Genomic DNA, 18,624 nt, shown 5'->3' on the forward strand with positions numbered 1-18,624 from the left:
TACAGGCTAAGTATAGAAAAAACAGCAATCGCTTACATTAACTATTTTTGGTAGTTTCTTTGATTTCTTGGGACATTGGAATTCAAACCTTGATTTTCTTTCGATTACCTTGTTTTTTTTCGGAATCTTGAAATTAAGAAAAGCGCTTACCTTTTTTTGGTAAAATAGAGGTCGGGGGTGAAATTATGGATAAAAAAAGGTTACACATCTTCCTTTCGATCCTGCTTATGACCAGTCTTAGCGCCTGCCAACGACCAGCTGAGGGGACCAATGAATCTGCTAAAGAGAGCATTGTCATTGGCTTTTCGCAATCTGGTACAGAAAGCAGTTGGCGTAAACGTCATACTGAATCGATTCGGACAGAGTTAGAGAAAGAAGGGTATGAAGTACTTTATCGAAATGGCTATATGAATCAAGAAAGACAGATCCAAGATATCCGCAGTTTTATCGTTTACCAAGTAGATGCAATCGTCTTTACTCCATTACAAGAAGATGGTTGGGAACCAATACTCGAAGAGGCGGCCAATGCAGGTATCCCTGTTTTTATCGTTGATCGTCATGTGGATCTGGCAGATCCTTCCTTATTTTTGACACATATCGGTCCTAGTTTCAAAGCGGAAGGCAATCGAGCTGGCCTTTATGTCAGCAATTATTTCAAGCATCATGAAAATGAAACGATCAACGTGCTGGAGTTGACCGGACTCAGTGATACATCCCCTACGCAACTACGTTCAGATGGCTTTCGAGAAACCATCAAACGAGATTATGCGAAAAACAATGTCACTATTCAAGTAACTGATGCCTTGAATGGCGACTTCATTCGTAGAAAAGGCAAAGAAGTGATTGAACAATATATTGCAGAAGGAAAAATGGCCGACATCGATGTTTTATTCAGTCATAACGATGAAATGACTATCGGCGCGTTAGAAGCCTTGAAACAAACAGATATCGTCCCTGGAAAAGACATTGTTATCGTTACGATTGATGCTCAAAAAGAAATGATCGACAATTTGAAAAACGGCATCGTTAATTGCGTTGTTGAATGTAATCCCGATGCTGGTATCTTCGTTAAAAATGCTATTTCCCGTTATTTAAGTCGGGGCAGAAGTGCAGTTCCAAAAGAAATCTATGTCCACGAGACAGTTTTTTCAAGTGATATGGATTTTGACCAGATTCCACCCCGAAATTATTAAGGAGTCATTCATGAAAAAGACAAGTATAAAGGGCATCTTCCAACAAACCAATAAATTGATGATCTTAGTCGCTTTTCTTCCTTTATTGATCAGTAGTATCTTTTATTCCCGCCAAATTTTTATTTATCAAAATACGATCAACAATATTGAAGAAGCCAATCAGCTCTCGGGTAAAGTGGATGCAATTGTTTTAGAAGAAATGTGGGATCTTGTCTTTGGCCAAAAGAGCGTGGCGGATGTTCAAGTCAATAACGTCATTGAAGAATTGCGCGCGGATCTTGACCATATCCAAACAAATACGAATACAGCCAAAGAAAAGAACACGTTGGCTGTTGCCTTACGTACACTGGATTCATTAGAAACCTACCAAAACAAGCTCATCGAAAATATTGCTAACGATGAACCACTAGAAAAAAATCAATATGTGATGGTCCAGGTGGATTCTGTAATTGAATTATTATCTGAAATCCTGCAGGAATTTGTTCGTGTAGAGATTAGTTTGGCAAGTCAAACCAATCAAGATTTGATTCAATCTGTCTTGTTATTGATCGCTTTTCAATTGCTTTTGATTCTTTTGATTATTTACTTTATTTCTAAAAATCGCCGCTTTGTTCGCGAAAATCTCCAAAATCCATTGGATCGTCTAGTCGAATTATCTGATGAACTTGCCCAAGGGGCATCTCGGCTTTCGAGCAGTCCTGCCTGATACACCGGAATTGCGCACATTGACGAGCAGTTTGAATAAAATGGCGGATGATTTAACCCGTTTATTAGAAGAGAATGCTTTGAAACAATACCATTTGGCTCAAAGTGAAGTTCGTGTGTTGCAAGCACAGATCACGCCTCACTTTATTTACAATAGTTTGGATGCGATCGTCTCTTTGATCGAAGTAGAACGATATGAACAAGCAACTGAAATGACGTACGCCCTCTCCGATTTTTTTCGGATTTCACTAAGCAAAGGGCACGACTGGATCCCTCTTTCAAAAGAGTTGCGCCATGTTGCTGACTATTTAACGATCCTAAAGATCCGTTATGGGGAGATGCTGACCTATGAAATCAACCAGCAGACCACTTCCCAAGACCTACTAGTTTTAAAGATGATCCTACAGCCTTTAGTTGAAAATGCCGTCTATCATGGCACCAAGTTTGTACGCCGAGTAGGAAAAATCACCATCACGATTCAGGAATATGAACAGACAATCCAGATGTCTGTCCGTGATAACGGTATTGGCATTTCCCACGAACGATTAATGGCCATCCAGCATAATCTGAAAGAAAATACAGATCCCGATCCAGAAAATGGGTATGGTCTTTATAATGTTTATCGTCGTCTATTACTAAATTACGGTAGTGACGTACAATTTGATATCGCGAGTATTGAATCACAAGGAACAACGATTTCGATCATCGTTCCTAAAAAAGGAGGAGCCCACTAATGTACAAAGTCTTCATAGTTGAAGATGAACACCTGATCCGTGATAACTTGCGGCATCAGATTATTTCTCTAGCTGAAAAATACCCCATTATTTATAGTAATGAAGCGGCAGATGGCGAGTTGGCACTTGCATCGATTCTTGACATTCGTCCAGATATCATTTTGACGGACATCAAAATGCCTTTTATGGATGGACTGACCTTTGCCAAAGAGGCCAAAAAATTATTGCCACTTGTTCGAATTATTTTTATTAGCGGCTTCGATGATTTTGATTACGCAAAAACAGCGCTACAATTGCAAGCTGATGACTATTTGTTGAAACCGATCAAAAATGAGGACCTTGAACAGACATTGATTAAAGTCATTGCTGCATTGGACCAACAGTCCCAAGAACAACACTATCTCTCACAAGATGATGAACTCCTGCGAATGGAGGTCAGAAAGAATCTCTTTTTGAATACTCTTTTCGCAAGTAAAATCACAATTTCAGAAGCTTTCCAGCAAGCGACCGAGCTAAAGCGTTCCTTTTCTGGTAAACAATTTTGTGTCTTGTTGGCCAAGACACCATACAATCAGAATTTTTCGGATTATACCCGCTTCAGTAAGCAGTTGACTTCTACTTATGGTTCCGATGAAACAGTCTTATTCTCCAGCATTTCCAGTCGCTTCATCAAATTCCTGCTTTTTGATTTCAACAAAGATGCTGTACTCGAGAAAGCCTACCAAATGGCACAAGCGCTCACCCATGACTCAAGTGAGGAAGTGGCAGTTGCCATCGGACCGGTAGTTGAGCGGTTTTCGGACATTCCAACTTCCTATCACAAAGCCAACGGGATGTTGAAAACGTATGGCGGCATCCGCAAGGAAAAGATCATTAGCTATGAGGATGATATGAAAGAAGGAGAATTATCTCCTACGAATCCTTTCAAAATCGACCTTGCCGAACGAATCTCCCAGACTGAGCCAGAGGCGATCAATGACTTAGTCAATGAAATCATGTCCGCTCAAGGAACTGCAGAAAGAACCCAAATGTATCGTTTTTTTGTTCTGGTAGAATTGATTGCGCTGGTAAAAAAGCGTGAAGGCAAAGAACAAAAGGACTTGCTAGCTCAAACTGCGGATTTAGACTATTTATCCCAACTGACAAGTGAGCCACACAACTACCAAGACAAAGTGACTGCACTGCTTACATACTTAGTCAAGCAGCAAATCAATCCGGCAATGGCAAAGTATCAAAGTGTGATCAGTCAGGCAAAACAGTTTATTGACAAAAATTTTTCTGATCCAAATATTTCGTTGAATGTCGTTGCAGAAAAAGTCAACTTGAGCCCCGCCCATTTCAGTACGATTTTCTCGCAAGCAACCGATGCCACATTCATTGAATACCTCACAGAACAGCGGCTTTCATTGGCAAAAAAACTACTGATCACAACAAATTTGCGCCTTTCCGAGATCGCCTTTGATATTGGTTACAATGATCCAAATTACTTCTCTTTCCTATTCAAGAAAAAAGAACAGATTTCACCCAAAGAGTATCGTCAGATCCACCATTGACAGAAGTTCAAAAAAACCAGCCCAACCTTATACATAAGGCTGGACTGGTTTTTTAGGCTAGCAAATAATGCAAGAAGCAAAATCGTTGAACGAACAAAATCAATACTGGCGTCTTGCCTTCAGCCGTTCGTCATTCTTTTTTCTCCATCGCCGCTTTTAATGCTGCAGCCAATGGACTTTCTTGCGGTTCTTCCTGATTGATCTTTTGCATCAACCGGCGTTCTTCATGTTTGGTCAATTTTTTGTTACGCTCTTTCTTATCTGCCATTTTCTCGGTGATCCCATCGAACTTGCAACGGAAGAAAGCACCATTCTTTCCTTCAATGATCTCCATCTTTCGATGACATTGTGGACAGCGATGGTTAGACACTTTAGGATCTTTACGACGACGATACTTACAGGTTTGACTTGAACAAACATAGATCTTGCCATCTCGGGTACTCTTTTCCCTTAATGGTTCCCCGCATTCAGGACATCGTTTTTGCGTTAAGGAAAAGTCTTGATATTTGCTTTCGCTTTGCTTGATTTCTTTGACTAATTGCTTGGTATGTTTTTCTATCTGAGCAAGGAATTTTTGTTCCGAGTATTTTCCTTTAGCGATCAGTTCTAATTCCTTTTCCCATTTCTCCGTCAATTCCGGAGTGACTAAAGATGGGTTGACTAGCACCAACAACTGCTTGCCTTTTGGCGAAACTTGTAAACCGCTAGGTGTTCGCTCCATCAACTCTGACTTGATCAATTTCTCAATGATCTCAGCTCTCGTTGCAGGCGTTCCTAAGCTATGTTTTTCCATTTTGCCTAAGAGCGTACCTTCATTCAATGGTTTCGGCGGCGTCGTTAGTTCCTTTTGAATACTGAATGTTGGTTTGACACTCATTTGTTCCTGCCAAGAAACAGTGGTTGCTTCTTCTTTTGACTTTTTCCAGCCTGCCTCGATCACAGTGTTATGGGTAAAGACAAACACTTCATTACCAAATTTGACTGTAACTTTTTGCTGCTGCTTCTTATGCGGTTTGGCAAAAAGCATCAAAAAACGTTCAACGATCATTTGATAGATTCGCTGTTCGTCATTACTCAATTTTTCATAACGTGCCCGTTGCTCTGTAGGCAACAAGGCATGGTGATCCGTAACTTTCTTATCATTAAACACAGCTTGCTGCTGAACTTGACCGCCATTTTTCAAATAGCTTTTGACTTCAGGAGCAAAATCGGCCACTGCTTGCAACCGTTCTTTCATCGTTGCTTTCATGTCACTGGTTAAGTATTTTGAATCAGTCCGCGGATACGTGACGATTTTATGGGTTTCATACAAGCTTTGGACCAATGACAACGTTTTTTTGGCAGAAAAGTCATAGCGATGATTGGCTTCTCGCTGAATCTCCGTCAAATCATAGGGTAAAGGAGCCGCTTCGGTTTTGATCTTCTCTTCAATAGACGCAACACGGCCATTTTGCTGACTCATCTTTTGAACCAGTGCTTCGGCTTCGCTACGGTCTTTCAATTGATAAGGATTGCTTTGTTGCCGCTTTGCTTTACTGTCGCCCACTTCTAAGTTGATGACATAATAGGTTTGGGGGCGGAAACCTTCAATCTGTTTCTCTTGTGCGCGAACCAAAGCAAGCGTTGGTGTTTGAACTCGGCCAGCGCTTAAATTATCCTGATATTTCACTGTTAAGGCACGGGTCACATTCAAGCCGACTAGCCAGTCTGCTTTTGCCCGAGCAATGGCAGAATGATACAAGTTATCATACTGCTTCGCCGGCTGCAACTTTGAGAACCCTTCTTTGATAGCCTTAGGGGTCTGAGAGGAAATCCAAAGCCGCTTGACAGGTTTGTCACAGCGGACCCACTCTAAGATCCATCGGGCCACCAACTCGCCTTCTCGTCCTGCATCGGTAGCGATCACGACTTCCGACACATCTTTGCGATGTGCCAGTTGTTTGATTGCTTTCAACTGATGCCCCGTCTTAGGCAATGGTTTGATCCCGATCGTTTTGGGAACCATCGGTAATGTTTCCATCTGCCACGAGGCCCATTCTTTGTTTAAATCTTCGGGCATTTTTAGACCTAATAAATGACCAAGGGCCCAAGTAACGATTACCTTGGGTCCTTCGTAATAATTTTTATTTTTTTGATTACAACCCAATACTTTGCTGAGGTCTTTGGCAACGCTTGGCTTTTCCGCTAGAATTAGTTGTTTCATAAAAATCTTTCCTGCTTTCATCGACGACTTGTTGGTATTCTTTAAGTAGTGCCAACCCAATATATTGTTGGAGATAATCGTCGCATTCTTCACACCAGCGTTCTTCGTCTTCATTCCAAAAAGCCGTCATAAAGTTGGTTTTTGCATTTATGTACGAATACTCTTTCCGAATCTCGTGCCATTTTTCTTCGTAAAATGACTGTGCTTCCGCAAAAGATGCAAATGTGAACGCCTCTTGAATATCTGCCTGCCATCCTTCAAAAAACCACCATGGCTCGTTATCACCATACATGACTATTACTTGATACATCCCATCGCTCCTCTCAAGATTCCTTTCCCATATTAGTCACTTTTACCAAAAGTTGCAAGGAATAAGTCTCAACAATTAAGCACCCTTTAAAAAATTCAAAAAATCATCGTTTTTTTATGTTTTTATACTGTCTCTTAAGATGACATCAAAATGATGTTACCCTTAGTCTAGCATAGAACACAGGGAATGTGAATATAACAAGAAAAGATAACAACTCTACATAGGTGAAATTATTTTACTTGGAAAATTTTTTTATGGCAAGAACAATTATGTTACACTAAACAAAAAATCTGTTAGGAGTTGGCGCGTTGATGTACCTTAATCAAATTACTTTTCCTGATCGTGAATCCGAAGGGTCATTTTTTGCGGGGATTATGCGAACTGTCTATGATTCCTATTACCCCTATCAAGTCTTGTCAAAGAACGCCTTTTCTCAAATCGATTTTGAACCAATCACTATCCTTTACGGAGGCAACGGTTCAGGAAAAACCACCGCACTGAACGTCCTTGCTGAGAAGATCGGCGCGCAACGGTCCGCCGCTTATAATCGTTCCAACTTCTTTGAAGATTACCTTGATCAATGCCATTGCATAGTTACCAACGAACCTAAAATCAAGCAAATTTTGACCAGCGATGACGTATTCGACTATATGCTCGACATTCGCAATTTGAATCAAGGCATTGATCGCCGCCGAGAAGAAATCTTCGACGAATATTTTGAAGCCAAATATGCAAATTTTCGTTTTAAAGGCTTTGAAGACTATGAGAGATTAAAAAAAATCAACCTCGCACGTTCCAATACACAATCGAAATTCACACGTAAAAATCTGATGGATAATGTCCGTGAATTCTCAAACGGAGAAAACGCGGCAAGCTTTTTCCAAGAAAAAATCGTGCCTAATGGACTGTATCTTTTAGACGAACCAGAAAATTCACTGTCGGCCCAACGACAAATTGAGTTAGTCGCATTTATCGAAGACATGACCCGCTACGAACATTGTCAATTTGTCATCGCTACCCACAGCCCTTTTGTCCTCTCCATCAAAGAAGCAAAGATCTACGATTTGGATCAAAAGCCGGTGGATGTGCGTCGCTGGACACAGTTGGAAAATGTTCAGACCTACTACCGCTTTTTCCAAATGCATCAAGAAGCTTTTGAAGATGAAAAAAGACGTACCGATCAATAAGAATCTCCTAGAATCACATAGAAAACGATCCGAAAGATCATGCCTGCAAATCCATACAGGCATCACTGATCATTCGGATCGTTTCAATTATCACTGCTGCAATCGTTCGAATCGTTTAGACATATTGCAATTCTTTTGCTTCTTGGTAAGCGGCATCGATCAAGCCACCGCCAAGACATTCCATGCCATCATAAAAGACCACTGCTTGTCCTGGGGTGATTGCCCGAACGGGTTCATCGAAGATCACTTCGGCACGGTCATTATCTAGCAAGCGGACAGAGACGCCGACATCTTGTTGACGATAACGGAATTTGGCTGTGCACTTGAATTCACTTGGACGATCCGTGTCTGTCGTAAAGTGGATTTGACTTGCTTCCAACCGATCCGCATACAATGCTGGATGGTGGAATCCTTGTCCCACATACAATGTGTTTGTTGCTAAATCTTTGCCGACAACAAACCACGGTTCTTGTGAAGTGCCGCCGCCACCGATTCCCAATCCTTGACGTTGGCCGATGGTATAGTACATCAGACCATCATGTTGTCCTTTGACTTCACCATCTAATGTGACCATGTTGCCTTTTTTTGCTGGCAAGTAATTGCTTAGAAATTGTTTGAAATTCTTTTCACCGATAAAGCAAACACCTGTAGAATCTTTTTTCTTAGCTGTTGCTAAACCAGCTCGTTCAGCAATGGCCCGTACTTCAGATTTTTCCATGCCGCCTAAAGGGAACATGGTTTTACTCAATTGTGCTTGCGACAGTTGGCTCAAGAAATACGTTTGGTCTTTGTTGCTATCCACTCCGCGCAGCATATGGGTAACCCCATTTTCATCCGTTTCGACTTGAGCATAGTGTCCAGTTGCCACATAATCAGCACCAAGATCCATGGCATAATCTAAAAAGGCCTTGAATTTGATTTCTTTGTTACACATAACATCTGGGTTTGGTGTACGTCCAGCTCGATATTCAGCTAAGAAATATTCGAAAACGCGGTCCCAATATTCTTTTTCGAAATTGACTGAATAATAGGGAATGCCGATTTGAGCTGCTACTTTAGCCACATCTTTGTAATCTTCCGTTGCAGTACATACACCATTTTCATCGGTATCGTCCCAATTTTTCATAAAGATCCCGACAACATCATACCCTTGTTCTTTCAGCAAAAGTGCTGTTACCGACGAGTCCACCCCGCCACTCATTCCAACCACCACACGGGTGTTTTCGTTAGACATGATTTTTCACCATCATTTCAATTATAGATTCTGAAATCATCTACGATTTGAAGGTCGCAACTTTTCAGTAATTTGCATTATACAACAGATTGGCAAAAAATTCACGGAGAGTTTCATCGGTTTAGCTTTTCCTGTAAAAAACTTAGATACTTCTTTAAATTCAAAAAAACCTTTCCCACATAAATAGTTCCTCCGACAGCTGCTGCTTAAGCCTAATGCTAGCCTGCTTTCAAGCAAAAAGAAACTATCATAAAATCGTATGAATTTCTTCATAAAATACAGAAATGTCTGTTGCAAGGATCAGCTATACTCCTCTTAGATAGTGACAAAAGGGGTAACAGAACATGAACAATCACGCAACGACTGACCGCAGAAATAGAAAAAAGCCAAAAAATTCCGTCAAAAAAAGTATTCTTGTCTTACTGATCATTGTCGCCGGTTCTTTCCTTTTACGACAATTAGTCTTTGAAAGAGTAAAGCATTCCGACTCACAAGATATCGTATTATTGCCAAAGAAATTTTCAGAGCAAGCCAATCAAGTGCTGCAAGAAGTGCTGCCGAAGTCCCAACAAGTCCCTTTGATTTTGCAAAGAGACGAACGTTGGGGGATGAAACGTTACGGCTCTGGGGAACAGCAAAATACCTTTGCCGATAATGGTTGTGCCATCGCATCTTTAGCAATGATTGATTCTTTTTGGCGAAATCAGGCACCAGAACCAGACAATATTCTCAACTGGGCAGGCAACCAATTTTATCTTGCTGATCAAGGAACTAGCTGGCAAATCTTTCCTCAGTTTGCCGAACATTTTGGCTATCAATTCTTAGATCTGGGAAATTCTTTCGAGGAAGCTTACAAGATGATTCAGCAAGGATTTCCCGTCATTGTCTCCGTACAGCCGGGAACATTTACTACCACAGGCCATTTGATGGTATTGGCTTTGAATAGAGAAGGGGGGATTCAAGTGCTTGATCCAAATGATTCACCAGATAAAAACCACTACAAAAAAACTTTCTCTAATGAACTGCTTGCTGCTGAAGGATTGAATTATTGGTGCTTTTGGCTTTGATTTTCAAAAGCAACTTACAGACTTGCACTGTTGACTGAGAACCATCAAAAAAAAACAGACTAGCCGATTAGCTAGCCTGTTTTTATATTTGCCGTAATTATTGAACTCGTGGTTCGTTGTTTTCTTGGATACGGCTGGCAGTTTTGTTGAATGCGCCTTTGGCTTTACGTGTTTGTTTTGAAGCAAATTCTCCAGTTGTTTCTGCAGCACTGCTAACTTTGTCTTGAACAGTTTCTGAATCTTTTTCGAATTGTTCACGAGTTTTAACATCTGCTACATTAACGTTCACTTCGATAACTTCCAAGTTTGTCATTTTGTTGACTTGTGTTGAAACGACTTCTTTGATTTGGTCGTAAATGGCAGTCATGTCGCTACCGTATTCTGCTACGATATCTAAATCTACGGCTACTTGTTTTTTACCAACTTCAACGTTGATACCGGAAGTAACATCATCCGTATTCACTAATTTTCCTGCGATATTTGAGAAGAACCCACCATCAACCGTTAATAGTCCATCTACGGATTCTAGCGCAATCCCGACAATCTTTTGAATTACTTTATCTTCGTAAGTCAATTCTCCTTTAACACCTGCAGTAGTTGTTGGTTTTACTTGATTTTCCATTGTACATTCCTCCTATATCTTCATAAAAATTATAATAATAAATGTTACCGATCACTAACGCCGCGGCTTTTGAAATTGATCAAAGAAACCGATCTCTTTGAGGTAGAAGCCAAGGTAACCTCCTAGTGCTGTAAAAATCAGTAGTAGCAATGTTTTCAAAAAGCCGACTGTCAGAAAGAGAATTGCTAGTATCAGTCCTAATGCAGCAAAGATAACCGGGATCTTATTTTGTTCGAACCATTTGTTCATCATTTCTCCTCCTAAACGACACGGGGTTGTGTGTGATGTTCTCTTGTTTCTTCAGCGTCTTTCAAGACAACTTCTGTTTGTATATCATGAGTGACACCGAATAGCGTTTGAAGCTTACTGCTGATCTCACCAACCAATGCTTCTTGTTGTTGCGGGATGGCTGCGGTCTGTTTCATTTCTCCATCGATCATGACTCGGACTTTATTCTTGATAATCTTGACCTTCACTGATGGCGAATGGATAAAATCAGCTTGTTGGACATTCTTTAAAACAAAATGTTCCAAGGCTTTCTTTTGAATCACCAATTCTCCGGATTTTTGCTGGATAACCAAACGATCCGAACGCTTTGGAAAGAACAAGACAACGAAAATACCAATGATCGTCAGCAGTGCAAAGCCGACACATGTCCAAAACAAAAACATGCTCATGGAAGCTCCGACCCACGGATACTCACGCAGTGGAATCAAGTAGAATGGTAAATCTACCGCTTGCTGATTCTCAATCATGCCAAAGAAAAAGACGAGCAACAATAACAGTAACCCAATGATCATGATCACTTTAGAAATCTTACGCATAGGCAACCTCCTTTACTACTTTCTATTTAAAGCATACACATTTCTTAAATATCCTTCAAATGATAAACCTTGAAACCGATTATTTTTTCATTCTATAACCAATGTTCAGCTTACTAGAAGCAGAAATTTTGTCTTGCTATTATAACTATTGTTAAAAAGATATATGACTATAATTCTTTAACCGACTGTTTTCCTTGTTATTTCTCAATGAAACGTTTGGTGTATTTCTGCTTGTTTGGCTTGAAAGATCCTTTCTAATTGGTTTTCGGAAATTGGTCGTCCAAACGGCCAAGGTTGAGGAAGGAATGCTAATTCCGGCGCATCGACACCGACATTGATATTCTCAGCGATAGGAAAACTATGATGATGGATATGCCCATGAAGGTTACGGCTATTCTTTGTCATTCCCAATAGCATCGGATAATGACTCAAATAATACTGGTGATGATCAAATTTTAACAACAGACCGACATCCGCAAAAGAAAACTTCGGCTCTCCGGAAATTCCGGGATCGTGCTTTGCTAGATAACGAAAGAGTGCGCGCGTATCATGGTTGCCTTTGATAAAAGCGATCTTTCCTTGCAGCCGTACTAATAGCGCTAAAAGCTCTGCAAACCCCGCTTCATGTTCGGGATGGAGTGCAATATCTCCTAGATGGTAGACCGTATCTTGTGCTTGAACCACCTGATTCCAATTAGCGACCATGACTTCATGCATCTCTGAGACAGACGCAAACGGACGTGGGGCAAAATCATTCGAACCTAATAGTTTTTCATGAAAATAATGAGTATCTGATGTAAAATAGCGCATCTTCTCTTCCTTTCTCAGGGTAAATGTTTTACATATCTGTCAGTATACGCTTAGCCTAAAAAGAAAACAGCAAACAAAAGCCATGATTGAAGTCACGATCTTTCCTTCAACTGTAACAAAAAAACAACCGAACGATTTCATTTCTGCCAAAGAGCAAGGGACAAGTCACAACAACATCCACATTGATAGTGTGGAACCGCTAACGTAGTGGATTAGCGCTAGCCTCCACACTCGCTACTGTGGACGATCCAACATTGTCCACGGAATAATTTGTTCATGATTGTCTTCCAGATACACTTTTGAAACGAAAATCTTTTGGTTGCTTTTCCTAAATAACGGATCATTTTGTTCGCGATGGTTTACGCTTTGATGAATAATCCGCGACTAATAAACCCATCCATCAAGAAATAAAATTTTTCTTGCAGCATTTTGTGTTGCGGGTCTTTAAAGATGTTGACTGCTTTCAATCCATTGGCTGTCGTAATCGACATCTTAAACGTTTTGATGTCCTTTGCGACGGTGATTTTTAATTTAAAGCCTTCTTTACTTTGCGGAGTTGCTTCCAACCCGCGGATCAATTGGAAATTGCCACTGTTTGTTTCAGTAAATCCATTGTCCCGCAGTGTATACTTTTTTGCTTCTGGTGCTAATTGGTAGCGGGTCTCTGCACCTAAGACAGTTGTTGTTGTTTCAAATGCCATTTGCTTTCCACCTCGTTCGACGTTTTGATTTCCGAAAAAGCTTCTCTAGAAAAAATACAAGTGCTTTTTTCTAGAGAAAGTCTCTTTGCTATCCGGTATTTCTTTCTTCAGATTATCATGAATGGTTGCATGAGTGCCAGTTTTTTTTGCTTTCTGCTCTCTTTTCGCTTATCTAGGAGCAGCCCCTTCGATTCCTCTAAAAACACGAAACTATGGGTACTACTTCTTCGTTCCTAAAACGGTTCGAGCAAGTAATTCTGCAAAACTATGGACCTCTTCTTCTGTGTTACCAAGACCAAAACTGATACGCACAGATTCTCCCACAGCGGGATGCTCTTTGCCATACATTGCTTCTAAAACATGAGAAGGTTCCACGTTCCCTGCGGTACAAGCTGAACCCGTCGAGATCGCAATGCCTTTTAGATCCAATTTCATCAACAGTAGATCACTAGTAACACCAGGAAATTGCAGATTGATGATGTGAGGCAGCTTGCTATCAGGATCTCCATTTAAACGGTAGTCAACGCTTTGCTCTTCCAAAACAGAAAAAACTTGCTTAGCAAATTGCTGATACGTCTCACTGTACGCACGCTGTACTTCTGGAGTCAGCAAGGAAACAGCTTTTGCCATACCTACGATCCCTGCCAAATTTTCTGTACCGGCACGGCGCTTTTCTTCTTGCTCACCACCGTGTAAGAGAGTGGGTAGTGACAAGCCGTCTCGTTTGTACAAGAAACCAACGCCTTTAGGTCCGTTGATCTTATGTGCTGAAATACTCAACAAATCGATGCCATACGCAGCAGGATCAATGGGCAGCTTGCCGTAAGCTTGTACGGCGTCCGTATGAAAAACAGCGGCGTGTTCTTTTAGCAGTTCGCCAATTTCTTGGATCGGCAAAATATTGCCCGTTTCATTATTGGCGAACATAATTGAAACGAGGATCGTATCTGGACGTAGTGCCGCTGCTACTTGTTCTGATAAGAGCTGTCCTTTTTTATCGACAGGTAAGTAAGTGATCTCGAACCCTTGCTTCTCCAAAAACTTCATGCTTTCGATGACTGCTGGATGTTCGATCGTCGTAGTAATGATGTGTTTTCCTACTGCTTGTTTTGCATACGCGGTGCCGAGGATCGCTGTGTTGTCGCTTTCCGTTCCGCCACTATTAAAAATGATCTCGTGGGCTTTGACACCTAACTGATCGGCGATTACTTGTCGCGCTTCTTCTAGCTTGGTATGGGCATCCCGACCGTACCTATGGATACTGGAAGGATTGCCAAAAAATGTCGTCATTGTGTCATTCATGGCTCGAATGACAGCCGGGTGCATCGGCGTCGTTGCTGCATGATCTAAATAAACCATTCGTTTCACCTATCCTTTATTAAAGCCATTATAACAAATCTAAACCAACCGTCTATCCCTAACGATTGATTTTCCGGTAGTTTAAAAGAATAGCAAAAAACAGCAAGCAGGTTTTCTTCTGCTTGCTGCGAATGATTTGGTTCTTCAATGTATTTTTTTAGAAAAAGTAATCACTTATGCGTTCTCACCAGGTTCAGAGGCGATCACCGTCAGTTCTCCCTGTAATGTCCATTTTTTGATTGGATTAGGCAGAATACAGCTTGTTCCCATCTTCAATTCATAGGAATGACCATCGATCACAAGTTGACCATATCCGTCAATCACGGTCATCAGAGTATAGTCTGCTTGTTGTTCCAGATTCAATTTGCCACGAACTTCCCATTCATAAACATTGAAAAATTCGGTTTCCAGATACGTCACGATTGCCGAAGATCCTTGCTTGATTTCACGAATCGACAGTTCTGGTGCTTTAGCGGGCACAGTCGTCACATCAACAGATTGTTGGATATGCAGTTCTCTGGTCTTGCCTTGATCGTCTGTCCGATCATAGTCATAAACCCGATAAGTGGTATCTGAACTTTGTTGTGTTTCCAAAATCATGATGCCTTTACCGATTGCATGGATCGTTCCGCTTGGCACATAGAAAAAGTCGCCTTTTTTAACAGGAACTTTCGTTAATAGATCATCCCAACGGCCGTCTTCGATCATTGCTTTTAATTCTTCTTTGGTTTGTGCGTGGTGGCCATAAATGATCTCTGCCCCAGGTTCTGCATCAATGATGTACCAGCATTCTGTCTTGCCTAGTTCACCTTCATGTTCCATGCCGTACGCATCGTCTGGATGCACTTGCACAGATAGATCGTCTTCTGCATCCAAGATTTTGATCAGCAAAGGAAATACCGGCGCCTCCGAATGACCAAACAATTCTTGGTGATCCCGCCATAAGTCTGCTAATGTCTTCCCTTTAAATGGGCCGTTTTCAATCACGCTGACACCATGAGGATGTGCACTGATCGCCCAGTCTTCACCGATCTTATCATTTGGCAGATCAAAACCGAAAACAGAATGTAAACGGCTACCGCCCCAAATTTTTTCTTGAAAAACAGGTTTCATAAATAATGGTTCCATAGTTGATCCCCTCTCTATTGATTCGCTAATATTATAGCACGAAAAACTTCAACGAACGGATTCTTTTAAATAACTTTGTACAATTTGATCCCGATGTTTCAGATAGCTGTCTCTGTGATCCTCTGGATGTACGCGATTCGAAAGAAAAATAAATGCTTTGCCATCAGAACCAATCAAAAGGAAGGTCCCTGTATACCCTGTATGATAGAGGTGTACAGGCGTACCTTTCAAGTCCCAGCCGATTGAGCGATGTCCTGTTTCAGATGGCGTATGGTCTAGATATAGTCTTTCCAGTATATCTGCTGAAAGAAAAGATTGCGTCGCTGTCTGACCTTTCTTCAACATCATTTGTACAAATTGAGTCAAATCATCAATGGTTGAAAACAGCCCTGCGTTTCCGGCATGTTTGCCCAAAACTCGTGCTTTGGGATCATGGGTGATTCCTTTCAGAACAGTCCCATCTTCTTGGCGCTGAGTGGCTGCTACCTTGCTTGCTGCCGGCAAAGGAGGAAACCCACTGTTGGTCATTTCTAGCGGTTGCAGAACCTCCTGCTGGAAGATCTCGGTGACAGAACAGCCAAAAAGTTCCTCCAACATGAAGCCTAGAAGAATCGTGCCCGTATCCGTGTACTGGACTTGCTTGTCAAGCTGTGGTCCGCTTTGGACTCGAAGATACGCGTGACGTAGCTCTTCAGCAGACAATTGATCGCGGCGAGGAATCCAAGTCTGGATATCGGAGGTGTGGGTTAAAAGATGTCGTAACGTTACTTTCTGATCAGTAAAAGCAGGCAAATAGCGGACCAGAGGGTCATCGATTGCTAGGACTCCCTGTTCCCATAGTTTGAGAATCACCGTCGTCGTACAAACCACTTTCGTCAAAGAAGCCACATCAAATAGGTGTTCCGTCGTAAGTGATTCTATTTGGGGCTGCCGAGCCGCGTAGCCTAAACAATGAGTCTCCATTTGCTCTCCATGGATGAATCGATAAACAACTCCCGGTAAGACGCCCTCCTGTTGCTTTTCAGCGATTAGCCGAATCGTTTCTGGATACATACCAGTTCCTCCTTTCGTGCGCCTCTAAACTGTTTTGATTATACCAGTCAGGCCCTAATTGCACAAAAAAATACAGAAGAGATTTCCAGAGAAATTCTTCTGCATCTTAGTGGTGAATCGCATTATTTATTTGCAACGAACCACCATTCGATCCCGATGGTATCGTAGGTAGTCAGTAAGTTTTTCTTTTTATCAATAAAGAATTCTTGCTTGCTGTCAGTCAAATGAGCTTCCAAAGTCAATAAGTCTTCTTTATCAATAGCGATCTTCAAAAAGTCCAATCCCAATACCTCATGTGTCGGTAAATCGATGGTTCCGCCTTGGCCTTCGATCAAACCAACTTGAAAATCATCTTCATTCAAATGTAAGAAACCATCTGCTTCTTTGGTCGTCAAACCTAACAGCTCTTCCAAAAAGTCGCGTTCTTTCGCTACATCACTGACATTCAGATGAATTTGGTTGAAGCGAGCTTTGCTTGATAACAGGACTACCTCACTTGGTGCAGCTTCGATCAATGCTTCAAGCGTTTTTGGCAAATCTGTTTCTTGAGTGCCTTCGTAAAAAACTTCGATTCGGTTTTCTTCAGGATCAGCCAAAACAACTGCGATTTGACTTCCTTCAAAAATAGATTCTTCAAAAGTCGCAGACTGTTCTTTCGCTTTTTTACAAATTGCTGCCAGTTCTTCTAAGGAAGCGACGGTCAAGCGGATCCGTTGCATTTTTTTGATTTCCCCAAAATGATCATTGGCCCGTGGACTTTCTTCTAGCCAGATGACTTCACCTTCTGCACCTTTGAAACCCAAAATGGCTAATTCGTTTTCTTCCCGTTTCAAATCAAAACCTAGAACATCACGATAAAAAGCAATCGCTTTATCCCGATCTTTTACTCGAATCGCGATTGTCCGCAACTTTGTGCTCTTCCCCAATACAAAATCTGTCATTATTTCTCCCCCTATATATGTATGCGTTTATCTATGCATTTGTCCTTATTGTACTGATAAACCGTTATACTAGCAAATGAAATCCTTTATCATTCTACCATTATCAAGCATTTTTTTTTGACAAAAAAATAGATTTAACGACAAAAAAGGTCACTGAACTTCTTTTTTTGTGGTTAAATCTACCTTTATTCATTGAAGGAAGGCTGTTTCTTTCATTCTTCTGATCTGAGTACCGTTTTTTTCTAATCGGTCGGTGATACTGACAGTTGCTACTCCGCTCATAAGCGCTTTTTTAGCACTGACTAACTTTGGCAACATCCCGCCAGTGATCACCTTCTCATTGATCAATGTTTTTATGTCAGTCAATGAGACTTGCTGCAGCCACTGGGAGTCTTTCTTGATTCCCGGTACATCTGTCAGCAGAATCAATCGTTCTGCTCTCAGACTGCTGGCAACTTTACAAGCGACTTCGTCCGCATTGATATTCAGCCACTGGCCTTCGGCTGTGATCCCAAGTGGGGCAAGGATCGGTATATGATTGCCTTTGATCAGCAGCTGAAGCAACTGCTGATTAATAGTCTTAGCCTTCCCAACATAGCCAAGTGTGGCGTGATTGATCATTTCCCCTTGGATCAACTGATCACAGCCAGCATTTAAGCCGATTGCCTGAAATCCAGCTTGCTGAAAATAAGTCGTGATCATTGGCTGGACTTGTCCCAGCAAAACCATGCGAGTGATCTCAAGGGTTTGCGCATCCGTTACCCTCAAGCCTTCTTTGATCTGAATCGGCAGTGACAATTTCTGCAGCATTTCCGAGATATAATGGCCGCCACCATGAACAATCACGATTTTCTTTCCTAGAGCTTGCCATTGTGCGACTTGTTCAAAAAAAACGGGGGTCAGATTATCTGAAGCAACACCACCCATCTTGATGACAATGATTTCCATATGTTCTTCCTCCTGTTGGATCTTGTGGCGATTTTTTGATTCTTACAGCCAA

17 protein-coding genes and 1 pseudogene are annotated in these 18,624 nt (G+C 41.4%); 5 read left to right on the top strand and 13 right to left on the bottom strand.

The window, feature by feature from the left end; all coding sequences use genetic code 11:
* The first annotated feature begins 227 nt into the window (after positions 1 to 227).
* The 3 genes and pseudogenes from EGX73_RS03290 to EGX73_RS03300 all read left to right on the top strand — a co-directional run bounded on the left by EGX73_RS03290 (position 228) and on the right by EGX73_RS03300 (position 4,185).
* Positions 228 to 1,193: an ABC transporter substrate-binding protein gene (locus tag EGX73_RS03290; protein ID WP_021150555.1), complete on the top strand. Its 966-nt coding sequence runs from the start codon at positions 228 to 230 to the stop codon at positions 1,191 to 1,193.
* A 10-nt stretch (positions 1,194 to 1,203) separates the two neighbouring features.
* Positions 1,204 to 2,654 (top strand): annotated as a pseudogene (locus EGX73_RS16455) (histidine kinase).
* Positions 2,632 to 4,185 (top strand): response regulator, encoded by a 1,554-nt coding sequence (locus tag EGX73_RS03300; RefSeq protein WP_005470122.1) that lies wholly within the window; start codon positions 2,632 to 2,634, stop codon positions 4,183 to 4,185. The pseudogene EGX73_RS16455 and the gene EGX73_RS03300 overlap by 23 nt, the downstream one beginning before the upstream one ends.
* A gap of 130 nt (positions 4,186 to 4,315) precedes the next feature.
* On the opposite strand, the gene EGX73_RS03305 is transcribed toward EGX73_RS03300, so the two are convergent.
* Together EGX73_RS03305 and EGX73_RS03310 are read right to left on the bottom strand one after the other, a co-directional pair.
* On the bottom strand, positions 4,316 to 6,388 hold the full coding sequence (locus EGX73_RS03305) for a DNA topoisomerase III (RefSeq protein WP_005470120.1): 2,073 nt from the start codon (positions 6,386 to 6,388) through the stop codon (positions 4,316 to 4,318).
* Positions 6,321 to 6,698: a DUF1033 family protein gene (locus EGX73_RS03310; protein ID WP_003128166.1), complete on the bottom strand. Its 378-nt coding sequence runs from the start codon at positions 6,696 to 6,698 to the stop codon at positions 6,321 to 6,323. The genes EGX73_RS03305 and EGX73_RS03310 overlap by 68 nt, the downstream gene beginning before the upstream one ends.
* A gap of 311 nt (positions 6,699 to 7,009) precedes the next feature.
* Between EGX73_RS03310 and EGX73_RS03315 the strand changes: the two genes are divergently transcribed.
* Positions 7,010 to 7,885 carry an AAA family ATPase gene (locus EGX73_RS03315; protein WP_005470119.1) on the top strand — a complete coding sequence of 292 codons (876 nt, stop codon included), beginning with the start codon at positions 7,010 to 7,012 and terminating at the stop codon, positions 7,883 to 7,885.
* A 115-nt stretch (positions 7,886 to 8,000) separates the two neighbouring features.
* Here EGX73_RS03315 and mnmA read toward each other — a convergent pair whose 3' ends face one another.
* On the bottom strand, positions 8,001 to 9,119 hold the full coding sequence (gene mnmA, locus EGX73_RS03320; protein ID WP_003128164.1) for a tRNA 2-thiouridine(34) synthase MnmA: 1,119 nt from the start codon (positions 9,117 to 9,119) through the stop codon (positions 8,001 to 8,003).
* Between the two features lie 344 nt (positions 9,120 to 9,463).
* Here mnmA and EGX73_RS03325 point away from each other — a divergent pair, with 344 nt between their 5' ends.
* Positions 9,464 to 10,186: a C39 family peptidase gene (locus EGX73_RS03325; protein WP_003128163.1), complete on the top strand. Its 723-nt coding sequence runs from the start codon at positions 9,464 to 9,466 to the stop codon at positions 10,184 to 10,186.
* 97 nt (positions 10,187 to 10,283) lie between these two features.
* On the opposite strand, the gene EGX73_RS03330 is transcribed toward EGX73_RS03325, so the two are convergent.
* The 10 genes from EGX73_RS03330 to argB form a co-directional block, all read right to left on the bottom strand.
* Complete coding sequence (locus EGX73_RS03330) at positions 10,284 to 10,808, bottom strand: Asp23/Gls24 family envelope stress response protein (protein ID WP_003128162.1); 525 nt, start codon at positions 10,806 to 10,808, stop codon at positions 10,284 to 10,286.
* A 54-nt stretch (positions 10,809 to 10,862) separates the two neighbouring features.
* Positions 10,863 to 11,057 carry a DUF2273 domain-containing protein gene (locus EGX73_RS03335; protein WP_029486300.1) on the bottom strand — a complete coding sequence of 65 codons (195 nt, stop codon included), beginning with the start codon at positions 11,055 to 11,057 and terminating at the stop codon, positions 10,863 to 10,865.
* A gap of 11 nt (positions 11,058 to 11,068) precedes the next feature.
* Positions 11,069 to 11,632 carry an alkaline shock response membrane anchor protein AmaP gene (gene amaP / locus EGX73_RS03340; protein WP_003128159.1) on the bottom strand — a complete coding sequence of 188 codons (564 nt, stop codon included), beginning with the start codon at positions 11,630 to 11,632 and terminating at the stop codon, positions 11,069 to 11,071.
* Between the two features lie 204 nt (positions 11,633 to 11,836).
* Entirely contained in the window at positions 11,837 to 12,442 is a 606-nt protein-coding gene (locus tag EGX73_RS03345; protein WP_003128158.1) for a metallophosphoesterase, read from the bottom strand.
* A gap of 359 nt (positions 12,443 to 12,801) precedes the next feature.
* Entirely contained in the window at positions 12,802 to 13,143 is a 342-nt protein-coding gene (locus EGX73_RS03350) for a DUF1831 domain-containing protein (protein WP_003128156.1), read from the bottom strand.
* A gap of 219 nt (positions 13,144 to 13,362) precedes the next feature.
* The gene (locus EGX73_RS03355; protein ID WP_003128155.1) at positions 13,363 to 14,502 is read right to left on the bottom strand and encodes a cysteine desulfurase family protein; all 1,140 of its coding nucleotides are present in this window, start codon (positions 14,500 to 14,502) and stop codon (positions 13,363 to 13,365) included.
* 174 nt (positions 14,503 to 14,676) lie between these two features.
* On the bottom strand, positions 14,677 to 15,630 hold the full coding sequence (gene manA, locus EGX73_RS03360) for a mannose-6-phosphate isomerase, class I (RefSeq protein WP_003128154.1): 954 nt from the start codon (positions 15,628 to 15,630) through the stop codon (positions 14,677 to 14,679).
* A 48-nt stretch (positions 15,631 to 15,678) separates the two neighbouring features.
* The gene (locus EGX73_RS03365) at positions 15,679 to 16,683 is read right to left on the bottom strand and encodes a serine hydrolase (RefSeq protein WP_003128153.1); all 1,005 of its coding nucleotides are present in this window, start codon (positions 16,681 to 16,683) and stop codon (positions 15,679 to 15,681) included.
* Between the two features lie 122 nt (positions 16,684 to 16,805).
* The gene (locus EGX73_RS03370; RefSeq protein WP_003128152.1) at positions 16,806 to 17,624 is read right to left on the bottom strand and encodes a VOC family protein; all 819 of its coding nucleotides are present in this window, start codon (positions 17,622 to 17,624) and stop codon (positions 16,806 to 16,808) included.
* A gap of 189 nt (positions 17,625 to 17,813) precedes the next feature.
* Positions 17,814 to 18,572 (bottom strand): acetylglutamate kinase, encoded by a 759-nt coding sequence (gene argB / locus EGX73_RS03375; protein ID WP_003128151.1) that lies wholly within the window; start codon positions 18,570 to 18,572, stop codon positions 17,814 to 17,816.
* Positions 18,573 to 18,624 lie beyond the last annotated feature (52 nt).

This window comes from Enterococcus sp. FDAARGOS_553 (genome assembly GCF_003812305.1).
In the GTDB taxonomy this organism is placed as follows: Bacteria; Bacillota; Bacilli; order Lactobacillales; family Enterococcaceae; genus Enterococcus_D; species Enterococcus_D gallinarum.

Bases quoted from the DNA above. Each gene is read 5' to 3' on its own strand.
- EGX73_RS03300 (WP_005470122.1), top strand. From the start codon at position 2,632: ATGTACAAAGTCTTCATAGTTGAAGATGAACACCTGATCCGTGATAAC.
- amaP (WP_003128159.1), bottom strand. From the start codon at position 11,632: ATGCGTAAGATTTCTAAAGTGATCATGATCATTGGGTTACTGTTATTG.
- EGX73_RS03290 (WP_021150555.1), top strand. From the start codon at position 228: ATGACCAGTCTTAGCGCCTGCCAACGACCAGCTGAGGGGACCAATGAA.
- EGX73_RS03345 (WP_003128158.1), bottom strand. From the start codon at position 12,442: ATGCGCTATTTTACATCAGATACTCATTATTTTCATGAAAAACTATTA.
- EGX73_RS03315 (WP_005470119.1), top strand. From the start codon at position 7,010: ATGTACCTTAATCAAATTACTTTTCCTGATCGTGAATCCGAAGGGTCA.
- mnmA (WP_003128164.1), bottom strand. From the start codon at position 9,119: ATGTCTAACGAAAACACCCGTGTGGTGGTTGGAATGAGTGGCGGGGTG.
- EGX73_RS03365 (WP_003128153.1), bottom strand. From the start codon at position 16,683: ATGTATCCAGAAACGATTCGGCTAATCGCTGAAAAGCAACAGGAGGGC.
- EGX73_RS03325 (WP_003128163.1), top strand. From the start codon at position 9,464: ATGAACAATCACGCAACGACTGACCGCAGAAATAGAAAAAAGCCAAAA.
- EGX73_RS03330 (WP_003128162.1), bottom strand. From the start codon at position 10,808: ATGGAAAATCAAGTAAAACCAACAACTACTGCAGGTGTTAAAGGAGAA.
- EGX73_RS03305 (WP_005470120.1), bottom strand. From the start codon at position 6,388: ATGAAACAACTAATTCTAGCGGAAAAGCCAAGCGTTGCCAAAGACCTC.
- EGX73_RS03310 (WP_003128166.1), bottom strand. From the start codon at position 6,698: ATGTATCAAGTAATAGTCATGTATGGTGATAACGAGCCATGGTGGTTT.
- argB (WP_003128151.1), bottom strand. From the start codon at position 18,572: ATGGAAATCATTGTCATCAAGATGGGTGGTGTTGCTTCAGATAATCTG.
- EGX73_RS03355 (WP_003128155.1), bottom strand. From the start codon at position 14,502: ATGGTTTATTTAGATCATGCAGCAACGACGCCGATGCACCCGGCTGTC.
- EGX73_RS03370 (WP_003128152.1), bottom strand. From the start codon at position 17,624: ATGACAGATTTTGTATTGGGGAAGAGCACAAAGTTGCGGACAATCGCG.
- EGX73_RS03350 (WP_003128156.1), bottom strand. From the start codon at position 13,143: ATGGCATTTGAAACAACAACAACTGTCTTAGGTGCAGAGACCCGCTAC.
- manA (WP_003128154.1), bottom strand. From the start codon at position 15,630: ATGGAACCATTATTTATGAAACCTGTTTTTCAAGAAAAAATTTGGGGC.
- EGX73_RS03335 (WP_029486300.1), bottom strand. From the start codon at position 11,057: ATGAACAAATGGTTCGAACAAAATAAGATCCCGGTTATCTTTGCTGCA.